The organism is Clostridium porci, from assembly GCF_009696375.1.
Classification (GTDB): Bacteria; Bacillota; Clostridia; order Lachnospirales; family Lachnospiraceae; genus Enterocloster; species Enterocloster porci.
In genome coordinates, this window is sequence record NZ_VUMD01000014.1 from 1 (window position 1) to 15,945 (window position 15,945).

Sequence of the window (15,945 nt, forward strand, 5' to 3'; positions counted from 1 at the left end):
ACGGTACAAAGAGGGTCGGCTGACAGTTTGCTCTTCGAGCGTAACATCTCATGCATAGGCCCGTCAGACCGGTCACCCCCATTATACCTTAGGCGTTAGTAACGGCACAGGGTGTATCCCCTGTAACCATGATTTAGTATATCGCAAGCATAGGAAGCGGGTACCCACTTCCGTATTTTCCCCCTCCCGCGCTGCGGCGCGTCGGTTGAAAATTGCTTGTTGGGAAGTGTCCCAAACCCTCGGAATGGAAAGGAGCGGAAGCATGGACGGACGAAAAAGGAAAGTACAAATTAAATTCTATGTGACAGAAGAAGAAAAAGCATTGATTGAGCAGAAAATGAAGCTCGTCCCTACCCGGAACATGGCGGCATATCTTAGGAAGATTGCCATTGACGGGTACATCATTCAAGTAGACCATAGCGACATTAAAGCCATGACAGCGGAGATACAGAAAATCGGTGTCAACGTCAACCAGATTGCAAAGCGCGTCAATGCGACGGGCAGCGTCTACCAAGAGGACATAGAGGAAATAAAGGGGGTGCTTGCGGAGATATGGCGGTTACAAAGATTAAGCCTATTAAAAGCACGTTGAGCAAAGCCCTTGACTATATCCAGAATCCCGATAAGACGGACGGGAAAATGCTTGTGTCCTCTTTCGGCTGCTCCTATGAAACGGCAGACATTGAGTTTGAATATACCTTGTCGCAAGCTCTCCAAAAGGGCAACAATTTAGCCTTTCATCTGATACAGTCCTTTGAACCGGGGGAAGTGGATTATGAAACCGCCCACAAAATTGGAAAGCAGCTTGCCGACGCGGTAACAAAGGGACAGCACGAATATGTCCTCACGACGCACATTGACAAAGGACACGTCCATAATCACATTATTTTCTGCGCGGTCAATTTTGTAGACCACCACAAGTACAATTCCAATAAGCGCAGCTATTACGGCATACGGAACATGAGCGACAGGCTATGTCGGGAAAACGGCTTATCCGTCGTTGTCCCGAAAAAGGGGAACAAGGGAAAGAGCTATGCAGAGTATCAAGCGGAAAAGACGGGAACCAGTTGGAAAGGAAAGCTGAAAATCGCCGTTGACGCTCTCATTCCCCAGGTATCAAGTTTTGAAGAATTATTGCAGCGGTTACAGGCGGCGGGCTATGAGATAAAGCCGGGAAAATATGTGTCCTGCCGCGCTCCCGGACAGGAACGTTTTACCCGCCTTAAAACCCTCGGCGCAGACTATACAGAGGAAGCCATAAGGGAACGGATAGAGGGTAGACGCGCCCGCGCTGCGAAAGCTCCCCGCGCAGATCGCGGCGGCGTCAATCTGCTGATTGATATTGAAAACAGTATCAAGGCGGCGCAAAGCAAAGGCTATGAACACTGGGCGAAAATCCATAACTTGAAACAGGCTGCTAAGACCGTGAATTTCTTGACGGAAAATAAGATTGAGCAGTACACGGATTTAGTCAGTCGGATTGAGGAAATAACAGCGGAAAGCGAACAGGCCGCCGACGCATTAAAGAGCGTCGAAAAGCGGCTTGCAGATATGGCGGTGCTGATGAAGCACGTCGCCACCTACCAAAAGACAAAGCCTGTCTATGACGCATACCGCAGAGCAAAGAGCAAAGAGAAATACCGCGCCGGACATGAGCGCGATATTATCCTCCATGAAGCAGCGGCAAAGGCACTCAAAGCGGCGGGCGTTTCCAAGCTCCCCAACCTCGCCGCGCTGCAAAAGGAATATGAAGCCCTCCAAGCGCAGAAAGAATCCCTTTATGCCGACTATGGCAAGCTGAAAAAGAAAGTCCGGGAATATGACGTTATCAAACAGAACATAGACAGTATTTTAAGGCAGGAGAAAGAGCCGGAACGGGACAGGGAAACGGAGCGCGGATAAGGATAGTAAAATCGCCGCTGCTGTGCTATGATGATGTTATCTTAATGAAGCAGCCGCAATTTGAAATTTTAATTTTTTGCGGGGATTGACATATTTGTAGGGCTTGCGTATAATAATAGTAGCAGGTAGGCAACTACCTTGAAAAGTAGCCCGCTCCCAGTCATGCGGAATAAAAATAGGCTGTGTAAACGTGGTTCGCTTCCGGCCATGCGAATAATAAATAGGCCGCGAAAAAGTTTTTAAGCCTCTTGTCGGGAACGGCAAGGGGCTTAATCTATACAAGGAGAAATGCTGCTTATGGAAATTATGACGGGAAGCCTGTATTTTGTTTCTGATGATTTTTTTACGAAGATACAAGACCCTTATCTGAAAATCAACTATAAGGACACAAAACGTCCCCACTATTTCGCTTTTAGGGATAGTAAGACAGGGCTATACTGGTTAGTCCCTTGCAGTTCCAAAATTGAAAAATTTGAACGTCTGATACAGAAAAAGCAGGAACAGCATAAGCCGACGGACACGATTAAAATTGTAAAAATCTTTGACCGGAAAACGGTACTCCTATTCCAAGATATGTTTCCGATAATTGCGGCGTACATAGACGGACCGTATATCAAGGGCGGGCAGCCTGTAAGGATTGCAGACCCGAAGATAATACAGGAAATGGAAAAGAACGCAAGAAAAATTATCAACCTGTTACATAGAGGGGTTCGCTTTACTCCGACGCAGCCGGACGTAATCAGAATCGAAAAACTGATGTTAGCAGAATTGCAGGAAGCAGGAACAATCAAGGACAGGCAATCAGAATAAACAGGAGCGTTGAATATGGCAAATCAGATTTCCCGAAACTTTTTCCGAAAAATGTGGCATTTTATAAAAAGATATGATACAATATTATAAAAAGAAAATTTGGAACCCCTTATAAAATCAAGATATAATACAATAGAATAAGTTACATAAAAATTGTATCACTTATAACAAGCGCGAGATAGTATCTGTAGAGGACTAAAAAATCTTGCGGAAACATGAGTAAAAAGCTAGTAAAGACAAGGTTTTTGGCATTTGGCGCTGGGAACCTTGTTTTTTATTTGCCCATTTTCCGAAAACCTGCCGAAACATAATAGGGTTTAAATGGTTTCCCATTTTCTACGATCTCGTTTCATAATTATATTAGATTCCATTAAGATTTGCGAGGCCTGTAAGAAGGTCTATTCCTGCTAATAATGAGAGCGTTCCAAGACGTTTATATTCCGCATCACGGTACACCTCACCCTGTTCTGCTGCTGGACGTAAGCCCGAGAGGTGTTGGAGATTGCCTGGACTCTCGTCATAGGATACTGTAATTGTCAGCCTATAATCATCAGGAACAATGCGTTTGCCGTTTTCATCAAACTGCATTTTGATCTATTTGTAAAAAAGCAGAACTTCATGCATATTTGATTCAAAACCAGGATCACGTTTTTCGTAGTAATACTTACTAGTTAGGAATTTTGTCAATGACAGCTCTTGAGGTTATCATTTTATTTTTATTGGATTCATCAATATTTTTCTTGCAATATTCTGTATATAACACATCCAGTAAAAACAATATACCCACTTTTACAGTCAGGGAGCCTGCCTGGTAGGGGCCTTCATTTACTCCGGAAATCAGTACTACGTCAGCGAGAGCTGTTAGCGGCGATTGAAGAAAACGAGTGATAACTATAATGGGGCACCCCTGTTTTTTTACCATCTTTGCAATTTCTATGATATCGTTTGTAGCGCCGGAATAGGAAAATATAACGGCCAGGCTTTCTGCAGGCAGGAGTGAAGCAGATAGAGCCTGAAGCTGTGGGTCAATATCCACATGAAATTTAGGAGAAACCTGCATGAATCGTACCTTTGCCTCCAGAGCGGTCAACAGCGAGCCTCCGACTCCAAAAAAATAAACACTTTTCGCCTGAGTAATCATGTCTACGGCTTGTTCCAACTGCGCGGCATTTAAAGCATCTCTTGATTTTGTAAGGGCTGACTTGTGAATTGCCAATACCTTATCTATGACCCGTTCTGCGGAATCATCATTCAGAATTTCCATTTCTACCGGTTCCTGGTCGGGTTCCGAACCGGACAGGACTTTGATTAACTCCATGCGGAATTCCTGATAGCCATTTAAGTTTAGATGCTTGCAAAAGCGAAAAACCGTTGCATCGCTTACCCCACATTTGACTGCCAGTTCGCTGATAGAAAGGGTGATGACTTCTCTGGGATTGGCCAGTACAAAGTCAGCTATCCTTTTTTCGGTTTTACTGAAATTATTTTCAGTTCCTACTATTTGAGCCAAAATATTTAAAGAAAATTGCATAAAATGTCCTTCTGTTCTTCTTTTGTTCAATAGATGATAGAATCTCTAATTTGCGTTAATAAATATTTTGATTATAAATGTATCTTTATGAAAAAGCAATACATAAAAGAAATTTTTTTTCTTTCTGTCATAAAAATGACTTGTTCAAAATGAACAAAGAAAGAAAATTTTCTTGTATATAATATCAATTGAAGAATATATTCTTTCATATTAAAATTTATTTATTAAATAAAATCAAAGGAGGAAGTAAGATGAAGAAATTTTTAAAGTACGCAGTTGCTGCTGCAATGGCGGCGGGTATTCTGAGCGGTTGCGGAAAAGAAAATCTGGCATCGGATGCACAGCCGGCCTCAGTGAATGCAGCATCATCTAAGGAGATAAGGGCATCTGAAGCAGATGAAGGAGTGCTGAATCTGGTACAGGGACCGGGAGCCATTAATATGGATACTACAACTATGGATTCTGTGTGGGTCAACAGAGGCGGTATCGTAAAGGGCCTGATGTTCAGAAGCCTGTTTCTTCCGGATTCCACGCTAACGCGGCTTTCGCCGGATCTGGCAAAAAGCTGGGAAATTTCGGAGGATCAGCTTCACTATACGATTGTAATGGACGAGGGGAATACCTGGCATGACGGGGAGCCTGTAACTGCTGACGATGTAGTATGGAGTATATCGACAATCTTAAAGGCAGCGCAGGCAAACGCAATCTATACCAATGCCTTTAGTGAAATTTCCGGAGCCCAAGACTGGAAAAACGGTAAGGCCCATAAGCTGGACGGAATAAAGGCAGATGGGGCAGTAATTACGATTGATCTTGACCGTCCGGTTGGAAATTTTTTAAATGTACTTGGACAGTTTGCAATTCTTCCCAAGCACTTGCTGGAGCAGTCGGATCCCCTGGAATTGCATAACGACCCCTTCTGGGCCAATCCGGTGGGAAACGGCATGTATAAGCTGGATACCTTTATAAAGGGCAGCTATTTTGACATTGTTCCTTATGAAGGCTACAAGGGAAGAAAGCCGGCAATTGCTCGTATTCGAACCACAAATGTGGCCGATGTGGTTGCTGCCGCCCAGGCCGGGAAGGTAGATTTCATCAACACCAATGCCGCGGATCAGATTGCGCTGTTTAACCAGATCCCAAGTTTTAAGGCAACGCCTGTGGATATGCTGTTCTACCGGTATCTCGTCTGTAATATCAAATCCCCGGACGGGACAGATAATTTAAAAATGTCGGATAAAAGAGTGCGGAAAGCCCTTCTTATGGCCATTGACAGGGAATCGCTGGCAAGCTCCTTGTATCCAGACCTTGCACAGGTCAACAATACGGGAGTGCCCTCTGGACTTGCAGAATATAATAAGGATTCGGAGAACTACAGCTATAACCCGGAGCAGGCGAAGAAAATGCTGGAGGAAGCAGGCTTTGACTTTAGCAAGACTTTAAAACTACGGTATTATTATGGAGATCAGAGTTCGATTGATTTTATGACGGCAATTGCATCTTACTGGAATGCAATCGGCATCCAGGTGGATGTGCAGAAATTTCAGGGAGACGCTACTACGGAGCTGTTCACCATAAAAGATTATGACCTGGCATTAAAGGGATTATCTGCCTTTGGTTATGAAGAATGGTACGGGGAATATGCAAGCACCAATGCCAATTTTAAAAATATCTTTGGAGGAGATACCGCATTTGATGAAAAGATAAACGAATTGAATGCTGCATCCAATCCGGAAGACCGTGCAGCTATTCTGTCTGATTTGCAGAAGCTAGAGCAGGATAATCTGTGGAAGCTTCCTGTCTTTACCATGCAGAATGTGTTTTATGTAAATGAGGACAGAGTTGAGACGGCAGGAGAGTTTGGAAATCCATGGTTCAACTATGACATGAAATTCGAGGACTGGAAGCTGAAGTAAACGGCAAAGAAGAGAGGTGGATACCATGTGTCAATATTTTGTAAAAAAGTTGCTGACCATTATACCAATGCTGCTTGCCGTCAGCATCATGGTATTTCTGGCTCTGGAGCTGATGCCGATTGATCCCATTAATTATCTGGCCAGTCCGGATATGGCGGCAAATGCACAGAACCTGGAAGCCCTGCGCAATAAACTGGGGCTGAATGATCCAATCTGGCTTCGGTATATCCACTGGATAGGGGGTATGCTCCATGGGGATTTTGGATACAGTATCGTGAACGGAGCTAAGATTGGTGATTTGATTGCCTTAAAGCTCCCGGCTACCCTGGAGCTTGCCGGAGCTGCCCTGATTCTGTCTACAGTTATGGGGATTGGAATTGGGCTGATATCCTCCATACGGCAAAACAGTATCATTGATTATATCGGAAGAGTCTTCGGTGTAATCGGCAATTCCATTCCTCAGTTTTTCTTTGGAATCGTGGTAATCCAGCTATTTTCAATAAAGCTGGGCTGGCTGCCGCTGGGCGGTCGTGTGAATCCGGGGGACGTCACATTCTGGGATCGGCTGCCTAATCTGGCGCTCCCGGCATTTACCATGGCTATCGCAATGACGGCAACGCTGCTGCGCTACACCAGAAATTCCATGCTGGATGTCCTGAATAAGGATTACATAAAGACAGCCAGAAGCAAGGGAATTCCAGAGTGGAAGGTATATACAAAACATGCTTTCCGAAATTCTCTGGGGCCAGTGCTGGTAATCCTGTGCTTCCGGCTTCCTATGCTGGTTGGCGGCTCTGTGGTAATTGAAAATATTTTTGCATGGCCGGGGATTGGGTCCACGCTTTTACAGGCAGTTTCAGCAAATGATTATCCTGTGATCATGATGATAACGCTTATGATCGCGGCAGCCATTCTGCTGGCAAGCTTTTTGGTAGACGTTATGACAGCCCTATTAGACCCGCGCATCCGTTTCAGTTAGGGAGGTCTGATATGAATAAGAAAAAGAAAAGCAGCCTGATGCTGCGGACTCTAAAAAAGATGTTGGGGAATAAGCTGGCTATGGCCGGTTTGGTCATTTTTATCATCATGGTGCTTGCCGCTGCTGCCGCTCCTCTGATTACCCGATATGATCCTTCCGCTCTGGATCTAACCAGCATTGCGAAACCGCCCGGAGCAGAGCACTGGTTCGGGACGGATAAGCTGGGGAGGGACGTATTTACCCAGGTAATCTATGGGGGAAGAGTTTCCATCTACGTCGGGGTGGTCGGTGCGCTCCTGGGAGCGGCAATCGGCATGGTTCTGGGATGTATTGCTGGTTTCTTCGGCGGAAAGGTGGATGCCCTGATTGTAAGGGCCTCGGAGCTGTTTTTAACATTTCCCAATATGATCCTGATTCTGATGCTGGCCTCTTTATTTGGACAGAGCGTTAATAACATTGTTCTTATATTTGCTTTTACCGGTTGGATGACCACGTTCCGTATGGTTCGCAATGAATTTCTTTCGCTTCGGGAAGAAACCTATGTTTTGGTTTGCCGTGCGTTTGGAATTCCCAGCGTATCTATTATGTTCCGCCATATCCTTCCTAATATTTTAAGTCCGATATTTGTTTCTCTCACCTTAAACGTGGCCGGGTATATCCTCCAGGAAGCGAGCTTAAGCTTTTTGGGGTTGGGAGTGCCGGTGACTACGCCTACATGGGGAAATATTATGAACGCGGCAAAATCGCTGGATGTGATTGCCAATAACTGGTGGCTTTGGTTCTTTCCCGGTGTTGCGATTTCTCTGTTTGTCATGGCCACCAATTTTCTGGGAGATGGGCTGCGGGATGTTCTGGATCCGAGACAGTAGCAGAAGGGAGAAAAAATGGAAAGAGATACAATATTAGAGGTACGGCATCTTCATACATGTTTCCGGGTTGGCTCACAGAAAATCAATATATTGAAAGATGTGTCATTTGATGTGTACAAGGGAAAGACGCTGGCTATCGTGGGGGAATCAGGCTGCGGCAAAAGTGTGACCGTCCATTCCGTGGTCAAGCTGCTTCCAAAGAATGGGAAAATGACCGGGGGAACCGTGACCTTCCGGCATGATGACCGGGAATATCGCTTAGATGAGATGAAGCCCTATGGAAAAGAGATGAGGGATATCAGGGGGAAGGGCATCGGTATGATTTTTCAGGATCCCATGGCTTCTTTAAATCCTGTCTATAAGGTAGGGCAGCAGGTGGCTGAAAATCTGATGCAGCATGAGAAGATTGGAAAAAAAGAGGCGCTTATGCGTGTGGAGGAAATGTTTAAGAAGCTGGGGATACCGGAACCCTCCGTACGTGTAAACAGCTATCCCCATCAGTTTTCCGGAGGCATGAAACAGCGGGTTATGATTGCTATCGCCATGATCTGCAATCCGCAACTGCTGATTGCGGATGAGCCGACTACAGCCCTGGATGTAACCATTCAGGCACAGATTATCGAGCTAATGAAAAAAATGGCCAAGGAGGAACAGAAGTCCATTATCCTTATTACCCATAATATGGGACTGGTTGCGGAGGCGGCAGATTATGTGGCGGTCATGTATATGGGAAGAGTCATGGAGTATGGGGAAATCCATCAGATTTTTCAGTATCCCAGCCATCCTTATACGGAAGCGCTTATGAAAAGCGTTCCGGTTTTAGGGATGGATGAGGGGAGGGAGTTGGAGACAATCCCAGGAATCACACCGAATCCGGCTGACTTAAAAGAGGGGTGTGAATTTGCCGGCCGATGCGGATATTGTACGGAGCGGTGCCGGAAAGGAACGATACCTGAGTATGAAACAGAGCCGGGCCACCGTGTGCGCTGCCTGCGTTACAGCAATTTTAAGGAGGTAGTGCTGTAATGGAAAAAAAGGATATTATTTTTGAAATACAAGATTTAAAGAAGCATTACCCCATTCAATCGGGTTTATTAAAAAAGAAGACAGGCTGTATAAAGGCCCTTGACGGAATCTCGCTTACGATTCATAAGGGAGAAACCATCGGGATTGTAGGAGAGTCTGGTTGTGGGAAATCGACCTTTGGAAAGAATATGATGATGCTGGAAACTCCCACCTCCGGCAGTCTTAGCTACAGCCTTGATGGGGAAATGATTGATGTTACAAAGCTGAAGGGAAAGGAGCTGCTTCGTTTCAGGAAAAAGGTACAGATGGTATTTCAGGATCCATATTCGTCTCTGAATCCGACCAAGAAAATCATATCATCGTTTGATGAACCAATGAAGGTCCATGGGATGTATTCTCAGAAAGAAAGGCAAGAGCGGATTTGCGACTGTATGAATATGGTTAATTTGAGTCCGGACTATCTATACCGGTATCCACATGAATTTTCCGGGGGACAGAGGCAGAGAATCTGTATCGCCAGGGCACTGTGCATTAATCCGGAACTGGTAATTTGTGACGAACCGGTGTCGGCTCTGGATGTGTCTATCCAGGCGCAGGTTTTAAATCTGATGAAACAGATTCAGAAGGAGCTGGGGCTTACCTATGTGTTTATTGCTCATGATTTAAGTGTGGTTCAGTACATGAGCAACCGAATCATGGTTATGTATCTGGGACGGGTGGTGGAGACCGCCGATTCAAGGAGGCTCTATGATAACCCTCTGCATCCCTATACCCAGGCGCTTCTGTCGGCGGTTCCTGTCCCCTCTTTGAATAAAGAAAAGCAGAGGATTGTTCTGGATGGGGATGTACCAAGCCCCATAAATAAGCCCTCCGGCTGTCCTTTCCATACCCGCTGTTCCCAGTGTATGGAAATCTGTAAAAAGGAGCTGCCACCGACAGTTACCACAGAGGAAGGCCATCAGGTGGTCTGCCATTTATATCAGCAGAAAGGAAAATGAAGATGCAGAGCTTAAAATATTTGTTCCTGGACACAGGGATTTTAAATGGACACTGGTGTGCCAACATGGAATTGAAGGTGAATCCGGCAGTTAAGGATACAAAATGCAATCCTTTGTTTCAAGAAGAGTTTTTTGCAGACCCTCCTAAGCCATGGGAGGTGCGATATGATAACGGGTATCCCAATGTATTCTATGATGAGGAGAAAAAGATATTCCGGCTGTATTATACCTTGATTATTTATGATGAAGATTCCCAGAATACACCGCTTAAGGATAGGCCGGGAAAGCTCTATATGCCCACGTCATCCAGGATTACGGCGGTATGCTATGCGGAATCAGAGGACGGAACTAATTGGGTGAAACCGGATTTGGGGCTTGTTGAGTTTAAGGGAAATACACATAATAATATTCTAATGCGGAATGCTCATGGAACCAGCGTCCTGTATGATAAGGAGGAGAAGGAGCCGGCGAGGCGGTATAAGCTGATGACCAAAATAGAGTTTTCATCAGATTGCAGCTATATGGCGGTTGCGTTCTCCGCAGATGGGATTCATTTCTGCGATCCGATTCCGTGGCCTAAATTCAACCCACAGGCCGATACCTATAATTTTGTGTTCAGGGACAGCAGGACGAACCGCTTTGTATTGATTACACGTATATGGAAGAATGGACTGCGTGTGGCAGCCAGATGTGAGAGTGAGGATTTCCTTTTCTGGTCAGAGCCGGTGGAAGTTGGCAGGGGGCAGGGCTACACGGAGCAGATTTATTCTATGCCGGTATTCGAGTATGAAAGATTATATCTGGGGCTGGCTTCCGTGTATCACGAAGGAAATCGGGATTCGGATGATTTTGATACGGTAGATTTAAGGCTGACCTATTCCACAGATTTATCTAAGTTTGAATGGGTAGGAGAAGGGCAGAATTTTATTCCGCGTGGAAGTGGGCATTATCCGGATGGCCAATTTGACTGCGGTTGCATCTACGCAAGCATACCAGTGGAAATCGACGGCAGGCTGTATTTTTATTACATGGGTGGAAATGGAAGGCATACGGATTACAGGGAGACATCCTTTGCGAGATGCTCGATTGAAAAGGACCACTTTGCATATTATCAAACGCTTGAAGACGAAAAGGAAGGCGTACTGACGACGGCAGGATTATTTGTTTTTGGAAATTCGCTGGAAATTCTGGCGGAAGTGGAGCCGGATGGTTATATTGTCTGCGAACTCACGGACAGCAGTGGAGTGACGAGAAAGCCGGCTTTTGAGGAGCGGCTGAGCAGGCCTGTGACGGGAAGTGGGTGGCAGACGGTGCTGTTTGAGGATTTTGAATTAACGCAGGTAAAGGAGCTGCCGGTATCGTTACGTTTCCGGTTTAAGCATGCACGGTTATATGGGCTGCGGGGGGATATCCATGTACTGCCGCACAGATATTAAAACAGGAGGGATGACGAAGGCTCCGGTGCTCGTTTCTATCGAGCACACAGGCAGCTATGTACGCTGCCAGGAAGATGCTGGCACCTGCCATATGGTGCCAGCATTTTCAAATACACGTTCGCTCTCCGATTTACAGGCAGCAATTAATGATACACGGCTTTTGGATTCCTTACCATCAGAAGCGCTTCCTTTTGTACCAAAACGATTATAAACCTAAATGTAAAACATGGTTGACAATTCAAATCCACACCAGTAAAATAAAAATGAATTGTCAACCCATAAAAGCAAAAAGGTTTACATACGAAAGGAAGCTGCCTTATGAGTATTGTATCAGAATTAAAAAATAAGATATTAGCAGGAGAAGAAATTACCAGAGACGAGGCGTTAAAGCTGGTGGGAACTCCTTTTCAGGAGCTGAGGCAGGCGGCTGATCAGCTGAGAGCGCATTTCTGTGGAAATCGCTTTGATATGTGTACAATTATTAATGGAAAGTGCGGAAAATGTTCCGAGGACTGCAAGTATTGCGCCCAAAGTATGCATTATCACACTTCCCTGAAAGACAGCTATCCGCTGTTGTCTACAGAAGAACTGCTGGCCGGCGCAAAACAAAATGAAGACCAGGGTGTGCTTCGGTATTCGATTGTTACTTCCGGCAGGCGTCTGTCAGACAAAGAGGTGGATCGGGTTTGTGAAAGTATCCGCCAGATCAGAAAAGAGACCGAAATTGAGGTCTGCGTGTCTTTTGGACTGCTGGGGGAAACGCAGTTTAAAAAGCTCAAGGATGCGGGGGCTTCTCGCGTACACTGTAATCTTGAATCCTCCAGACGTTATTTTGCCAGGGTCTGTACCACTCATACCTACGATGAGAAAATTGAGACCTTAAAGGCGGCACAGCGTGCCGGATTATCCGTCTGCTCCGGTGGCATTATCGGGCTGGGGGAAACAATGGAAGACAGAATTGATATGGCTTTGACTGCCAGGGAGCTGGGGGTAAAGTCAGTTCCGGTGAACTTACTGAATCCTATCCCTGGCACACCCTATGAGAACAACCGCGTATTGAGCAATGATGAATTGTGCCGGGTCGTTGCAATCTTCCGTTTTCTGATTCCGGACGGGGATATCCGTCTGGCCGGTGGTCGGGGATTGATAGAAGATAAAGGGAAACAATGTTTTGCAAGCGGTGCAAATGCCGCCATTTCCGGAGATATGCTGACAACTGCAGGAATTACGGTTGAAACCGATATGAAGCTGTTAAAGGGGATGGGTTATGAAGTGCGTCTGCAGTAATTTGAGAAAAAAAGGGGGGGCATCTTCCCTTCAGAGAATAGCGCTGGATGGGGTTTTCACAGCTATTCTGGTGGCTTTGGGCATGATTAAGCTTCCTTCTCTTTTTCCGGGAGCAGAATTTCAGTTATCGGCGCCTTATGCGGTATGTCTGGCAGCCATGGTCGGATTTAAGCGATATCTGATCATTGGAATCTGTTCCAGTATCATTCAGCTGCTGTTAGGAACTCACACTATTTGGAATGTGTTGGTTGCCATGGTGTTCCGTATAGCAGCAGGATTGATTGTGACCAAATGTCCGGTCAGAAAGTTTTCCATTCCGGCGTCCGGCCCGATTGGAACGGGATGTGCCAGATTCGTGTTGGCAGTGATGTTGAAGGTACCTGTAATGCCGCTCCTGGCAGCTGCTGTGCCGGGCATGATTTTTACGGCGGTTTGTGCATCGGCGATGGAACCGGTACTGCGCAGAGTACTGTCAAAGAGCGGGGCGCAGCTGTACGAAAAGAAAGTCGGGGAGGCCAGTTGTGAATAAAGATTTGTATAGTGTGAAGATGCGCGCCAGTCGAAAAGAAAATGGCAGAGATCAGCATATTTCCGGAGCGGAAAAAATCGTAATGGAGGATAAATTGGATACTATCTGCAGGCAGCTTCTGGAGAGGGCTCTGCACCATGCAAAAGGAAGGGCGGATTTGATCAATCTTAAGATAGAAAAAGTTTCTCAGGAGGATGTGATGGTCGTGGATGCGCTGCCTGTATCTACCTGTGAGGTTAATACGGCCGCAGAGGGCCGGTTAAAGCTTGCAGAACTTTTGAAAAAATCAGGTATTGGAAACAGTGAGCAGATATTAGCAAAAATGGAGGATACCTGGGGGATGCGCGGGGCAATACTGCTAAACGTAGATACCATGGAACGCCTGGAACCGAACCATGACCGGGGCATCCGCGCTACTTATATGGATGTGGAGGATAACAGTGACGACAGATCACAAAAGAACCATTTTAAAGAGGCTCTGATACTCGCCACTAAGGTAGCCAATCACAAAAATATTATCGGGGAATTGTGTATCTCTGATGATCCGGATTACGTAACCGGTTATTTCGCATCAAAGGAGCTGGGGTATGTGCGGATCACAAAACTGAAGGAGGGCGGATGCCCGGATGGGGGAAGGATCTTTCTGTTCCGGGGATCCACAGAAGAAGCAGCCGACTGTATCCATTTTCTGGAACAGCAAAAAATGCTGGTGCGGATCTAATGGGGTAAGCATTTATGCAGCTTTCAGAGTTTCTCAAACCCCTGGAGGTTCTGGATAAGAGAGGTAACAGAGCATGAGTAAATGGAGCAGAATGGAAAAGGAACTGGAGCTTTTAAAAGAAAAGAATCTGTTCCGAAATATGACGATATTTGATTCGGCCCAGAGCACACAAGTGATGGTGGAAGGAGAACAACGGTACCTGTTTTCTTCCAATAGTTATCTGGATATGTGCAATGATTCAAAGGTGAAGGAATACGCTGCTGGCGTGATGGATGAGTATGGCATTGGTTCAGGCGGTTCGCGGCTGACTACGGGAACGTCGCGTATTCATATACAGCTGGAAGCTGTTATTGCTGCATTAAAAAAGCGGGAAGCCGCACTGGTATTTAATACAGGATACATGGCTAATGCAGGCATAATATCTGCCCTGACAAGGAAGGGAGATGTTATATACAGCGATGAACTCAATCATGCAAGTATTATTGACGGCTGCAGGCTGTCGAAAGCGGATCTGGTGATATACCGCCATAATGATATGAAAGATCTTGAGAAAAAAATCAGGGCTAATCCTGGCCGCTGTGGATTGATTGTCAGTGACGGAGTGTTCAGTATGGACGGTGATATTGTGAATCTGCCAGGACTGGTAGAACTGGCCAACCGTTACGAACTGTTGTCTATGATTGACGAAGCACATGCGACCGGTGTGATCGGAGCGACTGGGCGAGGAACGGAAGAGTACTACAGCATGGAAGGTTCTGTGGATGTGCTGATGGGAACCTTAAGCAAATCAATAGGCAGTGAAGGCGGTTTTGTCTGCGGTTCCCATACTTTAATTCAATATCTGATTAACAAGGCCAGAAGCTTTCTCTTTTCTACTGCCCTTTCACCGGTGTCTATGGCCGCCTCCATACAGGGAATCCGGCAGATTATGGAATGTCCCCAGCGGGTAAGAAAGCTTCAGGATAATATACGTTACTGCTGCGAGGCTTTAAAGAAACGAGGAATCAATGCATTTTCCGAGACGGCAATCATTCCGGTCATTATTGGGGATGAAGGCAGAGCAATGGAAATTATGGAATTGTTAAAGCAGCGCAGCTATTATATTTCTGCTATTCGCTATCCAACTGTGGCAAAAGGCAGCGCCAGACTGAGGATTACGCTGATGTCTTCCCATACCCCAAAAGAGATAGATGGATTGGCAGATGCTCTGGCGGCCTGTATGATGAATGCGAATGAAAGATGAAGAAGAGGTATAAGATGAACAGGAAACTATTTATTACCGGTACCGGAACTGATATTGGGAAAACATATGTTGCCGGACTGATTGTAAAAAAGCTGGCAAGCAATGGATGGAAAGCGGCATACTATAAGGCGGCCATGAGCGGGAATGATCGCCGGGAGGATGGAAGTCTGATCCCGGGTGATGCCTTGTGGGTAAAAAATATCTCCGGTATCTCGCAGGAACTGTCCGAAATGTGTCCCTATATTTATGAAAATGCGTATTCCCCGCATCTGGCATCCCGAATAGAGGGCAACCCGGTGCAGATGGATGTGGTAAAGAAGCGCTTTGAAGCAGTATGCGAAACGTATGATTATGTGACCATGGAAGGAAGCGGAGGCATTCTCTGCCCGCTCTGTTTTGACGAGGCAAAGATTCAACTGGAAGATGTGGTGAAGGAGCTGGGGCTGTCCAGCCTGATTGTAGCGGATGCCGGGCTGGGAACCATCAACAGCGTGGTACTGACCGTAGAGTATATGCGCAGTCACGGCCTGCCGGTGAAGGGTATTATTTTCAACCACTATCATCCTGGTAATGTGATGGAAGAAGATAACAAAGGGATGTGTGAGTATATGACCGGACTGAAGGTGCTTGCCTGCGTGCAGGACAGCGATACAGAACTGGACATAAATGCAGACGTTCTGGCAGCTCTTTACGAATAA

At 45.9% G+C, this 15,945-nt stretch carries 16 protein-coding genes; 15 read left to right on the forward strand and 1 reads right to left on the reverse strand.

Annotation, left to right across the window (positions count from 1 at the left end; genetic code table 11):
• Positions 1–262 precede the first annotated feature (262 nt).
• From FYJ39_RS14585 to cptIN, 3 genes are all read left to right on the forward strand, one after another.
• Entirely contained in the window at positions 263–592 is a 330-nt protein-coding gene (locus FYJ39_RS14585) for a plasmid mobilization protein (protein WP_154473198.1), read from the forward strand.
• A complete protein-coding gene (locus FYJ39_RS14590; RefSeq protein ID WP_154473199.1) occupies positions 553–1,902 on the forward strand; it encodes a relaxase/mobilization nuclease domain-containing protein in 1,350 nt (449 codons plus the stop codon). The genes FYJ39_RS14585 and FYJ39_RS14590 overlap by 40 nt, the downstream gene beginning before the upstream one ends.
• Before the next feature lie 297 nt (positions 1,903–2,199).
• Positions 2,200–2,712 (forward strand): type III toxin-antitoxin system CptIN family toxin, encoded by a 513-nt coding sequence (gene cptIN, locus FYJ39_RS14595; protein ID WP_154473200.1) that lies wholly within the window; start codon positions 2,200–2,202, stop codon positions 2,710–2,712.
• A 667-nt stretch (positions 2,713–3,379) separates the two neighbouring features.
• Here cptIN and FYJ39_RS14605 read toward each other — a convergent pair.
• Complete coding sequence (locus tag FYJ39_RS14605) at positions 3,380–4,243, reverse strand: MurR/RpiR family transcriptional regulator (protein WP_154473201.1); 864 nt, start codon at positions 4,241–4,243, stop codon at positions 3,380–3,382.
• A gap of 251 nt (positions 4,244–4,494) precedes the next feature.
• On the opposite strand from FYJ39_RS14605, the gene FYJ39_RS14610 reads away from it, so the two are divergent.
• From FYJ39_RS14610 to bioD, 12 genes are all read left to right on the forward strand, one after another.
• Entirely contained in the window at positions 4,495–6,159 is a 1,665-nt protein-coding gene (locus FYJ39_RS14610; protein WP_154473202.1) for an ABC transporter substrate-binding protein, read from the forward strand.
• A gap of 25 nt (positions 6,160–6,184) precedes the next feature.
• A complete protein-coding gene (locus FYJ39_RS14615) occupies positions 6,185–7,138 on the forward strand; it encodes an ABC transporter permease (RefSeq protein ID WP_154473203.1) in 954 nt (317 codons plus the stop codon).
• 11 nt (positions 7,139–7,149) lie between these two features.
• Positions 7,150–8,007 carry an ABC transporter permease gene (locus tag FYJ39_RS14620; protein WP_154473204.1) on the forward strand — a complete coding sequence of 286 codons (858 nt, stop codon included), beginning with the start codon at positions 7,150–7,152 and terminating at the stop codon, positions 8,005–8,007.
• Positions 8,008–8,022: 15 nt separating this feature from the next.
• Positions 8,023–9,033, forward strand: a complete 1,011-nt coding sequence (locus FYJ39_RS14625) for an ABC transporter ATP-binding protein (RefSeq protein WP_154473205.1) — start codon at positions 8,023–8,025, stop codon at positions 9,031–9,033.
• Positions 9,033–10,031: an ABC transporter ATP-binding protein gene (locus tag FYJ39_RS14630; RefSeq protein ID WP_154473206.1), complete on the forward strand. Its 999-nt coding sequence runs from the start codon at positions 9,033–9,035 to the stop codon at positions 10,029–10,031. Before FYJ39_RS14625 ends, FYJ39_RS14630 begins: the two co-directional genes overlap by 1 nt.
• The gene (locus FYJ39_RS14635; RefSeq protein ID WP_235919851.1) at positions 10,028–11,467 is read left to right on the forward strand and encodes a hypothetical protein; all 1,440 of its coding nucleotides are present in this window, start codon (positions 10,028–10,030) and stop codon (positions 11,465–11,467) included. Before FYJ39_RS14630 ends, FYJ39_RS14635 begins: the two co-directional genes overlap by 4 nt.
• On the forward strand, positions 11,445–11,678 hold the full coding sequence (locus FYJ39_RS14640; protein WP_154473207.1) for a hypothetical protein: 234 nt from the start codon (positions 11,445–11,447) through the stop codon (positions 11,676–11,678). The genes FYJ39_RS14635 and FYJ39_RS14640 overlap by 23 nt, the downstream gene beginning before the upstream one ends.
• A gap of 107 nt (positions 11,679–11,785) precedes the next feature.
• Positions 11,786–12,754 (forward strand): biotin synthase BioB, encoded by a 969-nt coding sequence (gene bioB, locus FYJ39_RS14645; protein ID WP_154473208.1) that lies wholly within the window; start codon positions 11,786–11,788, stop codon positions 12,752–12,754.
• Positions 12,735–13,283 carry a hypothetical protein gene (locus FYJ39_RS14650; RefSeq protein ID WP_207708706.1) on the forward strand — a complete coding sequence of 183 codons (549 nt, stop codon included), beginning with the start codon at positions 12,735–12,737 and terminating at the stop codon, positions 13,281–13,283. Before bioB ends, FYJ39_RS14650 begins: the two co-directional genes overlap by 20 nt.
• Positions 13,276–14,004 carry a 6-carboxyhexanoate--CoA ligase gene (locus tag FYJ39_RS20970; RefSeq protein ID WP_328597557.1) on the forward strand — a complete coding sequence of 243 codons (729 nt, stop codon included), beginning with the start codon at positions 13,276–13,278 and terminating at the stop codon, positions 14,002–14,004. The genes FYJ39_RS14650 and FYJ39_RS20970 overlap by 8 nt, the downstream gene beginning before the upstream one ends.
• Before the next feature lie 73 nt (positions 14,005–14,077).
• Complete coding sequence (gene bioF, locus FYJ39_RS20975; RefSeq protein ID WP_178258545.1) at positions 14,078–15,247, forward strand: 8-amino-7-oxononanoate synthase; 1,170 nt, start codon at positions 14,078–14,080, stop codon at positions 15,245–15,247.
• 14 nt (positions 15,248–15,261) lie between these two features.
• Entirely contained in the window at positions 15,262–15,945 is a 684-nt protein-coding gene (gene bioD, locus FYJ39_RS14660; RefSeq protein WP_154473209.1) for a dethiobiotin synthase, read from the forward strand.